Source organism: Ruegeria sp. AJ12 (assembly GCF_056536245.1).
In genome coordinates this window covers 450001-467384 of sequence record NZ_JBQFJJ010000001.1, presented here as the reverse complement: position 1 = coordinate 467384, position 17384 = coordinate 450001, and the positions used below count along the sequence as shown (strand labels likewise).

Sequence of the window (17384 nt, the reverse complement as noted above, 5' to 3'; positions counted from 1 at the left end):
TGGCTAGTTCAGTGAGGTATGAGGCCAACGCCACACACGTCTGTCTTCAGGTTCGCTGCAAGAGCCGCGTGAACTGGTACGAGTGCGTCCCCAAGTTCATCCATCAGACGCACCATTGTTGAACGGTGGAACTTGACACCAGAACGTTTGAATATCTGCTCTTGGCGGTAGTTCGGAATGAAATCTGCAAATTTGCTGACCGCGAGGCCTGCGATCAACCGATCGTCAAAGCGAGTATAGTCGAAGGCACGCGGTGGCACTTTTGCCTGCACAAATTTATCGCAGACCCGGCATACATATTTCGGATAGTGCTCCCGAATGACCCGAACCTAAGCAGGTTTATAGGTCAGGCGTTCGATCACTTGTTCACCCATCGGTCGCATGGCGCAACCACATGTGCACCCGGCCTCCTGTTTCGGCTCGATGACCCGATCTTCTCGGGGAAGATGTGCTGGAATAGTGACGGACTGTTTCCCTTTCATACCTCGTGGTTTCGACACCTTCTCGGGTTTGGACACGATTGACGAACCGTCTTGTCCGGGCTTCATCGGATCAGGTGGTACTTTTCCATGATCTGCTTCAACGTTGCCCTTATCCTTCCGCTTCGGTGATTTTTCACTCGATTGGCCGAATTGCATATCCGCCAGTTTGTTGAGCTGCGCTCGAAGGCGACGGTTATCAGCTTTGATGACCCTAATCTCCGCAGAAAGCGTCGAAATCTTCGCATCCTTCAGCACGATCTCATTGTCATAGTCAGCCTCGCGCTGGTGGTCAGCCTTCGATATTCGGGCTGCCACGTTGGCCACGAACGAATCTGCATAACCCGCGAGGTCCGCGCAGGCAGATTGAATATCCTTCATTGCTCCTATTCATCCCATGTTGGCCGCAAGCACAGCCGCTTTGGTCGCGGCCGACATGCCGACCGCGTTTTCTCTTGATTTTTTGATGTGGGGATGGGATGAAGTCAGCGAGATCGTGGTACTAGACGATTTTGAGGCCCTTGAGGATCGGCAAAATCCTCTGGGCCTTGCTTATTCAGAGCCCATGAGTTTAACCGCTCATTCTGGATCTCCTTTGTATTCGGGGTAGCGTTCGGGCCAGATTTCAGCTGGATGAACGCCGATTTTATCCGCGATCCTTGCCTGAACCTTGGCTGAAACTGAACGTGAGTTGCTCACTGACAGCACTGTGCTGTGGCTTAAACCAAGCTCGCGCGCGGCCTCGTTGAATGAGCTTCCAGCGCGCTGAAGCTCATACTTCGTCTTCAAATGCCTTTCTCTGAGGTCCTGCATTTGCGGGTCTCTAATCGTGACTTTGCTACTGCATAAGCGCAACGACAATTCCCCAGCAAGAAGAAAAACTCTGTAACCAGCTGTGTTTACTTGGTTTTTAATGATCCATATGACACTTGCACTCATTTGGTCACACGGCAACGAAATTTCAGAATTCTGAGCTATTTTGCAACCTGTTGAGTTTTAACAGACAAAACCGAGCGTCACTGGCGCGATTTTACACTCAGATTCAGATATCAGCAGTGCATTCGGATTTGGAACGCATTATCTCTGGCTGGAAAATAATTTCTATCTATGGGTGGAATCATTGCCTGAAGCCGAAAAGCCACCAGGCGGCCCGCTGTTGTCGGTGCATGATCGTGATATCCAGGCGCTCATCAAAGAGTCGGGGGATAGTTCCATCCGAGGACGCCGGAACCGCGTTCTACTCGCGTTGGCATGGTCAACCGGTTTGAGCATCAGTAGCTTGCTGAAGCTTCAGCTCTGGCAAATGACCTACTTCGTCCATCAAGTGGATACGTTTGGTACTTCGACACGCTTCTGGTTTTCAGATCGTATAATTGGGCATAATTTTGGGTTCTATTTTGACCGATCCTTCGAGGCGATCGTCCCGATTCCGAAGCCTCTTCGCCCTATGACATACCGTTATTTGGAAATTTTCGAAGATGGCTATGACCCGGAGCATTATGTGTTCCCTGTCATGCGAAAGAACGACCGAATGATAAAAACTGAGCCTCTTACAACGAGGGATGCTCAAAAGATTCTGGTCGAGCTCCGAAAACCGATGAGCAGCACTGCAAAAGTTGATTGGCACAAAATTCGCCAAGTCGCAGTCGCAAGAATGTTGGCATCAGGGATGTCTATACAGGAAATCCAACATCAAACCGGTTACACTGATCCCAAATCAATAAAGAACATCGCATCGACTTGGGGTGCATAGCTGTCAAATGCACTTACAGTATCCTGGTTCGATAGCAAAGGCGGCTATTGGGCTCGTAGTGGAAACTGCAGAAGGTCGTGGACAGCGGTAGTTTACCATTGCAACAAGCAGGGGATTTCATGCAGCCACGGGACGCCGGCTGTATCGCGGTGTAACACGCTTCCAATCAAGCCCTTCAAATAGAGCTTCAAACTGCGATTTGTTGAGACTAATGACGCAATCTTGTATCTGCGGCCATTCAAATCCCCTGCCTTCAATCCGCTTGTAGGTCATCACAAGTCCAGTCCCATCCCAGACGATGAGTTTGAGCCGGTCCGACCGCTTGGAACGGAAGATGAAGATAGCACCACTGAATGGGTCGAGGTCAAATTCGTTCATAACAATGGTTGCCAAACCATCCATACCTTTCCTGAAATCGACCGGCCTGGTCGCGACGTAGAATTTAAAATTTCCTGCTGGTGCGATCATGAGTTGCCCTCAAACGACTTGATCAAAGCAGTGGGCTGATTGAGAGGGTAATTTGAAGGAAGAAGGACCTCACAGGCGCCACGCTTGAAGATGATGTGCCCTTGTGCCTCTGGAACCGGCTCTTCGACCGGATCGACCTTAATCTCTGCAAAGACAGGTTGCGATTTTACCTTCAGAGTAGAGTGCGGTCCTGACGCTTTCCGCTCAGCGTCTTTTTTCCATTCGGAGGCGGTACCACTTGAGATGCCGCATGTCTTTGCGACATCGCGTGTTGATAGACGTCCGGTTCTCATGCGTTGACCCACTTCATTTTTGAATTTTCTGGGCCACAGTCGACGGCCGTCCTTCCCAACGGGAATTGAGTAGCCATAGGCATGGAAGACTTTTTCGATTTTCTGGTCACTTGCGAGTTCACCTAGAGCTTGAGAATTCATGATGCCTGTATCCTTTTTCGGACATCATAAACTGCCAGGTACGAGCTGATCAGGGGTGATTTAGGGGGTCAGATGCAACGCTTACGACTAAATCGTAGGCCCAGGAAGAGCGGTTGCTGAGCTTGGCGCCGCGTTCCTGGCCGCTGGTCTTGGGTTGCCACCTGAGCCGCGTGATGAACCCGCTGGGCACGTTTGTTTCTCACAGTTCGCCTTAGGCTTTGAACCTCTGACCTTCATTTTATTGGCCTGGCGAGGTTTGATCGTTGAGCAAACAGTCCAGTGGACTGTTTGCAGATCGAGCGGGCTGTTGGGATTTGGTTGCGGGAGGGCGCAACCACCGATGCCGAACGCAACTGAAATGTCAGGTATAGGCGGTGATTTCAACGGATCGTCGCGTCACATGCGTTGAACCGTTCTGCTGGCGTTTGCTTTTTTTGCATTTCAGCATTCGAAGTGCGAGCACAAAACAATGACGCGGAAGTTAACAACCTATTCGTAGAAGCGGTAGAGCTTTACCGGCAGTCAAAAAAAGTGTCTGGAAACGCCAAGTTAGAGGCATACAAAAAATTCGGAGTCTCTTCGACAAGATTCTGAGCGACTATACTGAATTAAAGCCTGCAAGGGGGGCGGCCCGGGAGGGTCACCATTGCCAGCCTTCCCAACTCCAGACCGAAAGGATGGAACGATTTGAAACGCGAAATTGTTCGGGGTTTTCTGGTCAGATACGATAACGGCACGGGGGCGAATGAAACCGCAGCGGACGCTGCATTTTGCGCGCATCTTACGTGGCGGCTATGATGCCGCTGAACCCAATCAATTCTTAGAGCAAAGAGGCCGGACGCTTTTAAATGCTTACAAAGCGATCGTGCTCTTGTCGGTGATGTGACCGCTTCTATCACTTGACGAAGCACACTATGGGCCGAGCTATGCGCATTTGTTTGGCGCACGAGACCAAGCAATTTAGACAGCTCAGCCCACCGCGCATGGTCTAGCCCAAAATGATAGTTCTCGGCCTAGCGGCACGGGTCGAGGCCGACATTCGCGATGTCGCCATATGATTGACCGATATTTTTTGTCTGATGCAGTGTTTGGCAGTTTACTTGGTTTCCTTGCTAAGAATGAGGCTTCCGGCCAAAACGAAATGCCCAAGGGGCAACTGTACTACGCACTGCCACAAACCCAGTGCAGCGAACACTGAATTGTGCTATCCTTACGCCGCTGTAGTGGTTAGTTCATTGCGTGAATGTTTTGCCGTTCAAGCGCACTCAGCTGATAGCTGTTGTTTTTAAGTCTTTGCTTTTTTGTCGTTAAGTTTTTCCGGGAGGGTTTTATGATCAGTAGTCTTTGCGCAGCCTTTTTTAGCAAGGCTCGTTACGGAACTCCGATGTGTCTATTGGTTTCATTGTCCATTGCGACGGATGTTCGCGGTCAGGACAACGAAATCGTGACGGTGCCAAGTGTTTTCTACAGCTATCTGTCCGAGGAAAAAGATTCTGAAGGTAACCACATAAAGAAGTTTTTTGACCTAAAAGAGCTTTCCGACCAAATAAGCGAGTTGGGCCTAAGCTCCGAGTCCGCACTTGCGATAAATGCTTCGGAGGAGGATGGTTATAGGTCATTGAACGAAGATGCTTTTATCAATGCTCTTAGACAAAGTGATAACCCTGGGTTGGAAGCCCTTGGTGACTCACTCGGGTATTTTGAAGATGAAGAACTGAACGGCGGTGGAGTGCAAGCCGCGGCAGCGATAGAAATGCTAACAGTTTCTGACATCGGCGCAGAAAAGTGTAGGGCGCTTCCGCCTGCCCCACCAGATCTGGGCAATCCAAATAACAAATGGGAAATCTACAAAACGGCTATTTTGGGTCGTAGTTCCATGACTGCCGTCCAGTACGCTTTTGATCAAGACGCGAACGAGGGCCTTGGTCGTGGCCAATTCGACATAAGAACCACCAAGTTTGTCCTATGTCGTAATCTACTTACGAACGACATAGAGGGCATCCCAATCAATGTGCGGTGGGTATTCAATGTGAATGGCCAAAGCCTGAAAGTCGAAGAATCAGGCGGCTTTTCAAACCCGCCGCCCAATGGTGGTTCGTATCAGCAGCGGTTTATTGCAAGAGGAACGGGAATTCAGCTTGTACTTATGCAAATTGACGGCACGGCGCTGCCGCCCAACAACCCTGCATACCTGATTGTAGGGAATGCCTGTATCGACATTTGGTTCGTGGATAAGGTTAATGGTTTTGACATTTCCGTGCCGGCGTCGCTGCCAAACGCAGGTGTGTTTTGTGCGGGCGGCTATTGCAAGGGCGTTCCACCGGGTTTGGATGCGACGCGATAGGTCAATTCTTCTCGCACGCCAAAATTGAGGCATCGATAAAAACGAGATGCGCTTATGTGAGCGCAGCGAATAGCGCTTTGGGCTTTGTGACCTGCGGTAGTGATCGCGACTTACGCCGTTAATCAAGAGAACTGGCGACTAGTTCATGTTGACAAATGGCGACGCCAAAGTCGGTCGGACGCTATGTCTATGAATCCGAGGAAGCTCTCTGCGGTCTTGTGGTAGCGGGTCGCAACACGTCGAGCGTTTTTGAGCCTGTAAAAGCAGCGCTAGACCCGATTTCGCGGCCGGTAGAGTGAACGGTCGACACCAACGCGCATCCATATGATTTTCCGCATCGGTATCTGGGTCATCACATCTCGACTATTCATCTGTCTACGTGTTTTGTCAGCATCATAGCCGCGATCTGCTATCAACACGCGCGGCTAAGGCAGATTGTCTACCTTTACCAAATCGAAACCACGATAATCAGATGTCCAACCCGGTGTGATATCGGTCCTCATATGCAGGCCGTGTGCGTTTTCGAGCAGGTGGGTCACACGCCCATTCTGAAAGAGAACATGCGAGCAAGTCTGGACCTTCCTACTCGCGTTCTTTCCTTCGATCAGAATGATCGCCTGCGGATCGGCTACACCGGCTCCCAGTTTCTTTAAGTCCGCCATGGGTTCACAGACGCCTCTGCGTTGCGTGCATTTCAGAGCAAGATGAAGGACGACCAAGCGAGAAAAGCCCCACGGCATCCGAGCGCAGGACCCTTCACATGCGTAGTTATATCCCGCTTTCTACGGGACATCTCTGGTGGAGCCTTCGACACGGAAGTTCATGCCGGCTCGCCTAAAAGGGCAAATGCAACTTTCGCGAAGTAGAAAAAACGGCGCCAGCTGAAACACGCAACGCGCGACAGGGTCGCCAAACCGACCGCTCTGTCAGCGCGTGTTCACGATGGGCGGTTTTGAACAACGACCGAGGCAATAGTGGACACCGGCCGCGGCGTCGGGTTTTAGTGTCATTGGTACGCCCGTTTCCTTCGGGAACATCATGTCAATACAGGCGGTCCCGTTATCCGCAAAGATCAGGGGGATACGATTCAGACTTCCGGGTGGAACTGTGCTTTGATCGAATTTTTTCCATTTTGCGCGGCCCTTGCCAAGCTCCCAATTCGCTTCCCAATAGTTGACGATTTTGATGTCCTGTTTCGCGGCATAAAGCTTGTATTCGAACGGCTCCGCCATGGCAGCGCTGACCTTCAGTTCTGTCGCATCAAAGGCTTTATGAAATACACCTTTTATCGCGTCTTCTATGGTTTTTTTGTCGACCCTGGCGTTCCCGGCCTCGACGTGGAAATACTGGTAACGAACTGCTGGCGTCAGCCTTCCAGCACGCGAGACTGCGGTTCGCATCAGGACACAGAGACGAAGGTCGCCGCTTGATTTTGCATACGGACCATCTGCGCCGCCCGAATAATAGTACCCGGCGAGCCTAGAGTCGTGCAGACATTTGTCCAATATCTGCCCCTTGACCGACACTGTCCTTGTGCCGAACAGGTTCCTGTTGTTCGCAACCCTTACTACCGGCTCGGTTGCGACCCCGGAAAATCCGCCGTAGTCACGGACAACCGACGCCCGGCTAATGGCAGGACAAAACTCCTGCTGGGGATCGCAAGGGGGCTCACTGAGCTGCGACAGGAGCCTTTTGAAATCCGCTTCCGTGAACTCTTTCACTGGCTTGGGCGGGTCTTCCAGATTCTTGTTAGGAGATACTCCGCCCGCGACCACCTTCTGGTCGGGCAGGTTGATCGTGTTGAATGATGATCCCTTCTCGTCTTCCACTACATAGGAACAACCGGCAAAAAGAGCGACAATGCAAGTTAACAGCAACATACTTAAACTGGGTCTTTTCATAATTTACTCCGACAACAAAATTCGAGTAATGCCGGAACCGTAGCACGTTCGGTTTAAAAAATCTAAGAATTCCCCCGGTTTGCGGGAAAATGTGGACTGTGAACGGGATTTCGGGTTGCAGGGTGCAGCGTGGTCAAACGGCGGGATGGGCCTTAATCTTCTTTTCGATTGTATCGGTCAGCCGTTCATGGAACCTGATGGAGGAGACCGCAAGAATCTCACGGGCTTTGGACATTTCCACGGCGGCTTCTTCCGGATCGCCCTGATGGAGCAAGGCATCCGCAAGCAGGCTGTGCGAGAAGGCAACGATCTGACCCGATCCTGTCTCCACATATTTTTCAAGCCCGTCCCGTAGGGTCTTGACACCCGTTGCTTCGCCACATCTGGTCTCGGCCCATCCCACAAGTACGGCGGACCAGTGTTCCCAATACTTGAATTTCTTTCTTTTGCTGGTTTCGTACGCTTCCTTGGCAAATTCTAGACAGGGTGCGGGTTCACCGTAGGTACAGTAAATGGACGCGATAATGCTCAACGCGTAGCAGCGGGAGAATTCGCTGCGTTCGGCGCGGGTTTTGGCTATCGCCTGCTCCAGTTCCGAGCGCACCTTGTCATCTTCAGGGTCCTGCAGAGTGCGTGCCCAGCAGCGCATCACCATATCGACAATTTCCGTATCCGCTGGATAGAATCGGTTGATTTCGCTCAAGTCGCACTGGGCGCGATGTTCAAGTGCACGGTCCAGATGAGAAATCGCCTGGTCGAATTCGCCCCTAAGCAGCGAAGCCAAGCCGCTATTGTGTTCGCTTAAGGTGTGCAAAGCGGCATTGGGGTCATCGGCCAGCATGTCAGTCATTTGTTCGCAATACGGCCAGGCGGCATCGGGGCGGCCACCGATCAAGTGTTCACCTATGAGCTGGTGGAGGTTGGTAAAAGCCACTTCGTGATCGCCACTTTTCTCGTTAAGCGCGATCAGCTTTTCCAGATTTCTTGTGATGTCGGGCGAGCCCCAGCTGCGCATTTCAAGGGCGACGGCGAGAGACTGGCGCAATTTGATCTCGATCTGGTCGGACGTTTCGTGGTGCTCAAGCCTGTTGTGCGCCTCGATCGCGGCGCTCATCTGGGCAATTGCTTCGTTGCTGGCATAGTTGCGCAGGCTCAGCTTGGCAGCTTCGTGCCACCGATCCCGCGCAGCGTCGAATTGTTCCGCCTTTTTGTAGTGCAGCGCCAGAATTTCGGGCTGACGTGCGCAAAGGTTCGCAAAACGCGCTACCATGGTTTCGGCAATGCGGAGGTGAAGACTCCTTGCCTGTTGTGGTAAGATCGCCTCGTAGGCGACATCGCTGATCAGGGCATGGCGGAAAGAAAAACTGCTTTCGCCTCCTTCAAATTTCTCCACCATGGTCTGTGCGCGTGCGAGGTTTTGAAGCTCTGACAGGATTTCATCTACCGGTCGCCCAGCAACGGCGGCGACGAGATCACTCGTAAAGCCCTGTCCCAGAGCGGCACAAATTGAAATCGTGTCCGGTGCGACGCTCAGATGGTCGAGCCGGACCCGGAGCAGGTCCTTCAAGTTCGACGGGAATAGTGTTTCTTGTTTCAAATGGCCGTCCGGCCGGATTGAACCCGCGGAGCGGGCCAGCATACTCACCATTTCCTCAACAAAGAGCGGTACGCCTTCCGAGCGGGTGATGATGGTTTCCATAAGCCCGTTCAGTGCCATTCCGTCGCTCATCAGTGCTTCGAGTAGCTGCGCTGTTTCGCGCGTGCCCAAACTGGGCAACGACAATGTGGTGACCTTGGGCAGGTTCGACCACCTTGGTGTGTATTCAGGGCGGTAGGTGCCCAGTACCATGACCCGCAGATTGCCGATTCGCTCCAGCAGGTTGTTGAGCAACTCTTCGGAAGAGGGATCGATCCATTGCAGGTCTTCGAAGAGGATAAAGACAGGTTTTTTGAGCGAGGCGCGTTCGACGTAGTTTTGCAGGATCTCAAAAGTGCGCGTTTTAATCTCTTCGGGCGCCACAGGCGGGCGTTGCTCCGGCGCACCGAAAGAAAGCAGGTTGGAAAACAGTGAGGTCACTTCGTCGGAGGCGTTGCCGCGCTCTTCCAGAAACGTTTTCAGTTTGGATTCACGCTCTTTGAGAGTGTCGTTTTCCTTAAGGCCGACAGCATTGATGATATGTGACTTTATTGGAAAGAACGAGCTGTTTTCATGGTAGGGTGAGCACTGGAAGCTGAGCCTCTGGCCCATGGGGAGAACGAGCGTTTGCTGTATTTCCTCTGCTAGACGCGACTTTCCAAGCCCCGCCTCGCCAGAGAGAAATATTGCCTGTCCTTCGCCACGGCAGGCGGCGTTCCAGCGTCTGCGCAGCAAGTTGAATTCGCCTTCACGCCCAATCAGGGGGGTTAGCGCGCCGTGTATCCGCTTCTCGAAGCGTAGCTCTGTCTTTCGAGATTCTTTGACCAGCCAAACACTTACAGGGCTCGAAAATCCTTTCAGTTGGTGTTTGCCGATCGAAGTGCAGCGGAAGTTGTACCCCAAAAGCCGCCGCGTTCGCCCAGATATGGCAATTTGCCCAGGATCGGCCAGCGCCTGCAGGCGGGCGGCGAGGTTGGGGATATCCCCCAGCACGAAACTGTCGACCTGTTGTGTGCCGTGCATAATGTCTTCGAGCAGAACATCGCCGGTCGCTATGCCAATGCGCACGGACAGTTTTTCTAGCGGGGGAACAGGGATCACGCTCACTTTTTCGATGATTGCAAGTGCCGTGAGCACTGCGCGTTCTGCATCATCTTCGTTGGCTACCGGGTGACCGAAGTAGGCAACCACCCCGTCACCGACGAATTGAGCGACATAGCCGAAATTCTCTTTGATCGCTTCGGCACAGAGGTTCTGAAAGGCCTTGAGCGAGTCTCGATACTGCTCGATCCCCAGTTCCTGCACGAGCCCTGTCGAGTTGACCAAATCAACGAACATGATCGTCATCTGACGCAACTCGCCGATGGACCTTCGCGGCCGTTCTGTCGCGATTTCGAAGGCGGAGGCGGATTCCTGAAAACCGGCAACGTCGGGGTCTTCCCTCTCCTCCGGCAGCGCCCTCATCGCTTTGAGAAGTCGTTTGCTATCGCCAAGCGCGATGCCAAGGCTTGCGAAATCCTGCTCAGAAAGCTCTCCGATGACGTCTAAATCAATGGAATTGGCTTCCATCACGTCGAGGTATTTTTCCAACTTCAGAGATTCGAGCCATGACTTTAATGTAAGCATCGGCAACGGGCCCTTCACTTCTCTACGGTTCTGGCAGGCCGGTTAACGCGAAGCCAATCCCGGATTAATGAAGCCAACAAGAACTCGCGCCAAATGTCAAAGGATGTGCGGTGTTTGTGCCGGAAGCACAACTACTACTTGAAGGCGCAGTTGCCGAACGGGTTAGACGTCGGTTGAAAGAAGACGCGATCCGGGATTTGAAGATCAACGACCACGACATGGTAAAAGAAGTCCGCGAACGCGTGAGCCATGGCTACCGTATCCAGCACAGTCGCAGTCTTGGAACACGGTGCGGTTTTAGCAAGATTTTCATGTTCAAACGCAATCCCGATCAAACGATAGGGGCAAAGATCACCGTGATGCTGTCTGGAGCCGTCAAGCGGGGCTGGGACTGAACTTGTTATCAGTTGTACTGAAGAGTTCGGGTGCCGGGTTGACACATATCGGCGGTCGCCGATTGGAGTGGCCTCGTCGCTTGTCAGAGAGAGGAGGTATCCAGGCACTCACCCGGCACCCTTGCGCTTGAGACTATCACGTCCGGATAACCACCCAAAGTCAAAACAGACAAAATTTAAATAACTTCATTGAGTTAAAAATGTAGAAGTCGGGCCTGATCTCAGTAGTGGTAACCGTGAGGTAACCACGCCGTGCTGCCCTTGACAGGCAAGCAACGGCTCATAGGTTAAGAGTACTATCAACCCACCAGCCGTGATGGCTGGGCCGCAATCATTGGGAGAAAATAGGACGACTCATCGTCCTTGACGCACTCGATGGCAATGATCCTGATCTCTATCGAGATCAGTGTTTTGTCGTCTGGAGTGCGCTCCTAAGCCAGAACATCGCGATCATTGTCTCGAGCGGTTCCTTTGGAAGGAACGTATCGATAACGTGTTCGTCTTCTGCTCCCAAGTGTAACCCGCCCAATCTTGGTATCCCCGAACCTTTGATCAGCCTTGTGCGCCTGTTGGCCCGCGAGGCTGCGCGCTCGGATTTTGCAACCCGTTGCAACAGTGAAGCCCCGGAGGTTGATCATGGTTGATCTGCCGATTTCGGAGGAGTCCGCCTATCTCAGCGTGCGCGATGTCGCCGCGCTGTTTCGCATTAGCACCAAGACCGTTCGCCGCTGGATCAAATCCGGTGATCTGCCTGCAACCCGGCTGGGCCGCGATTGGCGCATCGCGCGCTGTGATTTGCATGCCCTTGCCAAGCAACGCGGCAATCTGGCAGCGGCCCATGTTCTCTAAAGCCCTCACAAATCTCGGCTTTTCGAGCGTTCGGGAAAACGGGTGCGTAAACTTCGGCTTTAAATTCACGCCCTTGGTTTCCCGAATGTCTGCAAGAGAGCCGCCGTGGGTCTGCCTGTCCTCGTTTGTCCCCTTTTGTCCCCAATTTCAAAACCGAAGTGGTTTATCATGACACATCACCAAGAGATCCAACCGCCAACAACGTTGGCCGAGGTTCTGGACGTTCTGAAGTCCAATCCTGACCCTAACAAAAAACGTCAACGCTCCAAACTGTCCCCGATTTCCCGCATCAGTACATACCTGAACCGTCCTCCGTCGGATATCCCGACGAACATTCCGCAACTGCGCAAATTGCTGGCATCGCTGCATCCTGCCGCCTGCGGGGTGAAGCCCAACACCCTCAGCACTACCAAAAGCGATCTGGCCAGTGCCCTGCGTGCGGTCGGGGTGTTGCAGGATTTTGAAGCCAAATCTGAACTGACCCCGGAGTGGGGCGCGTTTTTGACGACTGTGCAATCCACCCATCAGGTTTGGGGCTTGATGCGGTTTGCACGCTATTGCAGTGCCCGGTCGATCTCGCCCAAGGACATTGGTGGCGAAGTGGTTCAGGCGTTTCTGACGGTCCTCGACGCTGTGCTGCTGAAGAATGAACCGGCCAAGTACATTCAGTCCATGATCGATACATGGAACCACGTGATTGACAAACACGGTCTCGATCTTCCCCGGTTGGACCGCTTGTCGTCGGACCGCTATGTGACCCGCCCGCTGACGGACCACGCGACGCTGGACATGTCCCAGAAGCACTACAATCGTGCCACCGGACTGTCAGCCTGTGACGACTACCAATCTCTGTTGGAAGCTAAGATGAAGAGCTTGGGTCGCAAACGGTAGGCTTTCACTCCCGCCCGTCGATCTCAGGTTCGGTCAAATACCTATGATCAAGGCATTTTTCATTGCAACGGGTTGCAATCGAAAGTGGAAGACACGGCCCAATCCATGCTTATAATGGGTTGGGCCAACTCGTTTCTCAGTCCGAAAGGCCCGACACATGCGCGCCGCCATCTACGCCCGCTACTCCACTGATCTTCAAAGTGACGCCTCCATTGAGGACCAACACCGGCTCTGCCTCCGCTTGATCAATGGCAATGGCTGGCAGGAAGCGGAGACCTATTCTGACCGGGGGCTCAGCGGGGCGTCACATCTGCGTCCCGGCTACCAGCGACTGTTGGAAGATGCGCGTCACAACCAGTTCGATGTTGTTGTGGCGGAAGGTCTAGACCGGATCAGCCGGGATCAGGAACATATTGCCGCTTTCTTCAAGCAGATGCAGTTTCAGGGCATCCCGATTGTGACTGTGGCTGAAGGAGAGATTTCCGAACTGCATATCGGCCTCAAGGGGACCATGAGCAGCCTGTTCCTGAAAGACCTGGCTCAAAAGACCCATCGCGGACTTGAGGGACGTGTGCGCAAAGGCAAATCAGCCGGTGGTGTCACCTACGGCTACGATGTCGTGCGAGACATTGGCGCAGATGGGTCCATCAGCACAGGGGACCGCCGCGTCAATGGGGATCAGTCCGAGATCGTACGGCGTATCTTTCGCGACTATAGCCATGGGATGAGCCCACGTGCCATCGCCACCAATCTAAACGAAGAGGGCATTCCCGGACCTCGTAGTACATGGGGTGCCTCGACGATCTACGGCAACCACCAGCGTGGCACCGGCATCCTGAACAACGAACTCTATATCGGGCGACTGGTTTGGAACCGGCAGCGTTTCGTTAAAGACCCGGACAGCGGTAAACGGCAAGCTCGCCCAAACCCGCCGGAAGACTGGGTGATTGAAGACGTGTCCGAGTTACGGATCGTGTCCGATGACCTTTGGAACGCGGTGAAGGCACGGCAGGAAAAGACGCGCAACGCCGCGATCAGCGATGGCATCAAGAAGTTGGGCCGCACCAAGCGGGCACGGCATCTGTTTTCTGGCATGCTGACCTGCGGGCGTTGCGGCGGCGGCATCACCCAAGTCGGAAAGCAGTATTATGGGTGCTCCGCTCATAAGAACAAAGGTACTTGTGACAACCGGTTGACGATAAAACGCACAGACTTGGAGGACCGTGTTCTCTCCGGCCTCAAGGAACAGTTGCTGCACCCTGATCTGATCGCGGAATTCACCAACGCTTATCAAGAGGAATACAATCGTCTTACCGGGTCCATTCAACAGTAACGGAGTAAGGCCGAACGCGATCTGGCGAAAGTAGAGAGTAAGATCGCCAATCTAACAAACGCCATCAGCGATGGCATGTTCCACCCCAGCATGAAAGAAAAGCTGACTGAGTTAGAAGCGCGCAAAGTCGAATTCGAAGGCATCATCAATTCAGTGTCAGATGAACCGCCGGTTTTGCTGCATCCCAGATTGTCCGATGTGTATCGTGAACAAGTCGCTAATCTGACCACGGCACTGCGCGATCCGTCATCTCAAGCGAAAGCGACATCCATCATTCGCAGCTGTCTATCGGAGATCAGGTTGATCCCAGATGATGGAAAGTATGCGATTGAACTTGTTGGAGAGTTGGCAGGTTTGCTTGCGTTGGGAGCATCTCAGAACGAACAAAGCCGCCCTGAGGCGGCTCGTCTGACACTGCGTTCGACTGTAATGGTTGCGGGAGCAGGATTTGAACCTGCGACCTTCAGGTTATGAGCCTGACGAGCTACCGGGCTGCTCCATCCCGCGACACTTTGGTTTGGTCTACCGCCTATTCGGCTACTTGAGACCATTGTTGGCCTATCGCTTACGCTACTTGAGGCCGGGGTCGGTAATTCTGATATCGTTTTAGAGAGATTGTGGGCTTTTGCTAGGTTTGGCGGTGACCTACTCTCCCGGGGCTTAAGCCCAAGTACCATTGGCGCTGCAGTGCTTAACGACCGGGTTCGGGATGGGACCGGGTGTTTCACTTGCGCTATGACCACCAAACCGAGGAAAAGCCCACGTCGCGACTTTTGCGGAGCAAAAGCGCGACGCGCGGCAGGCAGCGTCTTTATCGCAGATAAAGGCGCGTTGCCGCACGGTTATATAATCAACCAACATCGCGGCTTGGCGCTGCGACGCTGTCCTTGTTCAAGGTGTGTATGCTTCTGGTGATTTGTCTTTCCATTACTGGATCAAATCAAGCCTATCGGGCGATTAGTACCGGTCAACTGAACGCATTACTGCGCTTACATCTCCGGCCTATTGACGTGGTGGTCTTCCACGGCCCTCAGGGAGACCTTGTTTTGAGGGGGGCTTCCCGCTTAGATGCCTTCAGCGGTTATCCTGTCCGATCATAGCTACCCAGCACTGCCGTTGGCACGACAACTGGTCCACCAGTGGATCGTTCACCCCGGTCCTCTCGTACTAGGGGCAACTCCTCTCAAGTCTCCTACACCCACGGCAGATAGGGACCGAACTGTCTCACGACGTTCTAAACCCAGCTCACGTACCTCTTTAAACGGCGAACAGCCGTACCCTTGGGACCTGCTCCAGCCCCAGGATGAGATGAGCCGACATCGAGGTGCCAAACACTGCCGTCGATATGGACTCTTGGGCAGTATCAGCCTGTTATCCCCGGCGTACCTTTTATCCGTTGAGCGATGGCCCTTCCACTCGGGACCACCGGATCACTATGGCCGTCTTTCGACTCTGCTCGACTTGTCAGTCTCGCAGTCAGGCTGGCTTCTGCCATTGCACTCAACGAGCGATTTCCGACCGCTCTGAGCCAACCTTCGCGCGCCTCCGTTACGCTTTAGGAGGCGACCGCCCCAGTCAAACTACCCGCCACGCAGGGTCCCGGATCCGGATAACGGACCGCGGTTAGACATCAAGAGTGCGAAGGGTGGTATCTCAAGGGAGGCTCCACCGGGACTTGCGTCCCGGCTTCAAAGCCCACCACCTATCCTGCACATCACAATCCTGATGCCAGTGCGAAGCTGTAGTAAAGGTGCACGGGGTCTTTCCGTCTAACCGCGGGAAGCCTGCATCTTGACAGGCAATTCAATTTCGCTGAGTCGATGTTGGAGACAGCGGGGAAGTCGTTACGCCATTCGTGCAGGTCGGAACTTACCCGACAAGGAATTTCGCTACCTTAGGACCGTTATAGTTACGGCCGCCGTTTACCTGGGCTTCAATTCAAGGCTCTCACCTCTCCTTTTAACCTTCAGGCACCGGGCAGGCGTCAGACCCTATACGTCGTCTTGCGACTTCGCAGAGCCCTGTGTTTTTAATAAACAGTCGCCACCCCCTGGTTTGTGCCCCCAGCCCCTAGTTGCCTAGGAACCGGGCCTCCTTCTCGCGAACTTACGGAGGTATTTTGCCGAGTTCCTTCAACATCGTTCTCTCAAGCGCCTTGGTATGCTCTACCAGTCCACCTGTGTCGGTTTAGGGTACGGTCTGATGGAGGGCTATTTCCAGGAACCACTCAGCAGCCCAATCAATCCGATAAGATTGAACTACACCTGTGATCCGTCACATCCTCCTGGCCTAGGAATATTAACCTAGTTCCCATCGCCTACGCCTTTCGGCCTCGGCTTAGGGGCCGGCTTACCCTGCTCAGATTAGCTTTAAGCAGGAACCCTTGGACTTTCGGCGAGTGTCTCTCACACTCTTTGTCGCTACTCATGTCATCATTCTCACTTCTGATCGCTCCACCAGTGCCTCACAGCCTGGCTTCATCGCAAACGTCCATGCCTGCGCATAAACCACATGTTGCAGATCAGAAGATCTTTTGTTGGCCTATCGCTTCGCTACTTGAGGCCCTGCAGATCTCTCCACAGGAACCCGCCCCAGCGTCGCGGCGGCCCGATCTTCCGTCAAACAAAGGTTTATGAAGAGGCAGGACGTTTTTCACAGAACGCTCTGCTACCGATGCTTACGCATCCCTAGACTTCGGCTCATGGCTTGAGCCCCGTTACATCTTCGCCGCAGGACAACTTATTTAGACCAGTGAGCTGTTACGCTATCTTTAAAGGATGGCTGCTTCTAAGCCAACCTCCTGGTTGTTTTGGTCGTCCCACCTGCTTTCCCACTTAGCCATGAATTGGGGGCCTTAGTCGTAGGTCAGGGTTGTTTCCCTCTCCACTACGGACGTTAGCATCCGCAGTGTGTCTGCCATCTAGTACTCCCGGGTATTCGGAGTTTGGTTAGGATCAGTAAGCCTGTGGGGCCCCATTACCCATCCAGTGCTCTACCCCCCGGGGTATTCGGATGACGCTCTACCTAAATAGATTTCGCAGAGAACCAGCTATCTCCGAGTTTGATTGGCCTTTCACCCCTAGGCACAGCTCATCCCGATCCTTTTCAACGGATGTGGGTTCGGTCCTCCAGTAAGTGTTACCTTACCTTCAACCTGGCCATGCCTAGATCACTCGGTTTCGGGTCTGATCCCACGAACTCATTCGCCCTATTAAGACTCGCTTTCGCTACGCCTACACCTAACGGCTTAAGCTTGCTCGTGAGACCAAGTCGAT

The 17384-nt window shown here is 53.3% G+C and carries 13 protein-coding genes, 1 tRNA gene, 2 rRNA genes and 1 pseudogene (1 of these 17 running past the window's edge); 6 read left to right on the top strand and 11 right to left on the bottom strand.

The window, feature by feature from the left end:
• Positions 1-8: 8 nt before the first annotated feature.
• From ACR3E0_RS02290 to ACR3E0_RS02280, 3 genes are all read right to left on the bottom strand, one after another.
• Positions 9-260, bottom strand: coding sequence for an IS66 family transposase (locus tag ACR3E0_RS02290; protein WP_480475778.1), 252 nt, complete (start codon positions 258-260; stop codon positions 9-11).
• 69 nt (positions 261-329) lie between these two features.
• A complete protein-coding gene (locus ACR3E0_RS02285) occupies positions 330-860 on the bottom strand; it encodes a transposase domain-containing protein (protein WP_480475776.1) in 531 nt (176 codons plus the stop codon).
• A gap of 198 nt (positions 861-1058) precedes the next feature.
• Complete coding sequence (locus ACR3E0_RS02280; protein WP_480475774.1) at positions 1059-1292, bottom strand: helix-turn-helix domain-containing protein; 234 nt, start codon at positions 1290-1292, stop codon at positions 1059-1061.
• 307 nt (positions 1293-1599) lie between these two features.
• Here ACR3E0_RS02280 and ACR3E0_RS02275 point away from each other — a divergent pair, with 307 nt between their 5' ends.
• Positions 1600-2232, top strand: a complete 633-nt coding sequence (locus tag ACR3E0_RS02275) for a tyrosine-type recombinase/integrase (protein WP_480475772.1) — start codon at positions 1600-1602, stop codon at positions 2230-2232.
• A gap of 117 nt (positions 2233-2349) precedes the next feature.
• On the opposite strand, the gene tnpB is transcribed toward ACR3E0_RS02275, so the two are convergent.
• Together tnpB and ACR3E0_RS02265 are read right to left on the bottom strand one after the other, a co-directional pair.
• Positions 2350-2700: an IS66 family insertion sequence element accessory protein TnpB gene (tnpB, locus tag ACR3E0_RS02270; protein ID WP_480475770.1), complete on the bottom strand. Its 351-nt coding sequence runs from the start codon at positions 2698-2700 to the stop codon at positions 2350-2352.
• Entirely contained in the window at positions 2697-3134 is a 438-nt protein-coding gene (locus ACR3E0_RS02265) for a transposase (RefSeq protein ID WP_480475768.1), read from the bottom strand. Before ACR3E0_RS02265 ends, tnpB begins: the two co-directional genes overlap by 4 nt.
• A 1330-nt stretch (positions 3135-4464) precedes the next feature.
• On the opposite strand from ACR3E0_RS02265, the gene ACR3E0_RS02260 reads away from it, so the two are divergent.
• Complete coding sequence (locus tag ACR3E0_RS02260; RefSeq protein WP_480475766.1) at positions 4465-5478, top strand: hypothetical protein; 1014 nt, start codon at positions 4465-4467, stop codon at positions 5476-5478.
• Between the two features lie 143 nt (positions 5479-5621).
• Here the strand turns inward: ACR3E0_RS02260 and ACR3E0_RS02255 are convergent.
• The 3 genes and pseudogenes from ACR3E0_RS02255 to ACR3E0_RS02245 all read right to left on the bottom strand — a co-directional run.
• Positions 5622-6011 (bottom strand): annotated as a pseudogene (locus tag ACR3E0_RS02255) (transposase); the annotation flags it as partial.
• Between the two features lie 393 nt (positions 6012-6404).
• Positions 6405-7379, bottom strand: coding sequence for a hypothetical protein (locus ACR3E0_RS02250; RefSeq protein WP_480475764.1), 975 nt, complete (start codon positions 7377-7379; stop codon positions 6405-6407).
• 133 nt (positions 7380-7512) lie between these two features.
• Positions 7513-10641, bottom strand: coding sequence for an adenylate/guanylate cyclase domain-containing protein (locus ACR3E0_RS02245; protein ID WP_480475762.1), 3129 nt, complete (start codon positions 10639-10641; stop codon positions 7513-7515).
• Between the two features lie 110 nt (positions 10642-10751).
• Between ACR3E0_RS02245 and ACR3E0_RS02240 the strand changes: the two genes are divergently transcribed.
• From ACR3E0_RS02240 to ACR3E0_RS02225, 4 genes are all read left to right on the top strand, one after another.
• The gene (locus tag ACR3E0_RS02240) at positions 10752-11036 is read left to right on the top strand and encodes a hypothetical protein (RefSeq protein WP_480475760.1); all 285 of its coding nucleotides are present in this window, start codon (positions 10752-10754) and stop codon (positions 11034-11036) included.
• Between the two features lie 636 nt (positions 11037-11672).
• The gene (locus ACR3E0_RS02235; RefSeq protein WP_170734239.1) at positions 11673-11885 is read left to right on the top strand and encodes a helix-turn-helix domain-containing protein; all 213 of its coding nucleotides are present in this window, start codon (positions 11673-11675) and stop codon (positions 11883-11885) included.
• Positions 11886-12053: 168 nt separating this feature from the next.
• Positions 12054-12776 carry a hypothetical protein gene (locus ACR3E0_RS02230; protein WP_480475758.1) on the top strand — a complete coding sequence of 241 codons (723 nt, stop codon included), beginning with the start codon at positions 12054-12056 and terminating at the stop codon, positions 12774-12776.
• Between the two features lie 157 nt (positions 12777-12933).
• A complete protein-coding gene (locus ACR3E0_RS02225) occupies positions 12934-14109 on the top strand; it encodes a recombinase family protein (protein WP_480475756.1) in 1176 nt (391 codons plus the stop codon).
• Between the two features lie 430 nt (positions 14110-14539).
• Here the strand turns inward: ACR3E0_RS02225 and ACR3E0_RS02220 are convergent.
• From ACR3E0_RS02220 to ACR3E0_RS02210, 3 genes are all read right to left on the bottom strand, one after another.
• Positions 14540-14616, bottom strand: a tRNA-Met gene (locus ACR3E0_RS02220).
• A 125-nt stretch (positions 14617-14741) separates the two neighbouring features.
• Positions 14742-14856: ribosomal RNA gene (rrf, locus tag ACR3E0_RS02215) — 5S ribosomal RNA — on the bottom strand.
• A gap of 189 nt (positions 14857-15045) precedes the next feature.
• Positions 15046-17384, bottom strand: a 23S ribosomal RNA gene (locus ACR3E0_RS02210) (it continues 600 nt past the right edge of the window).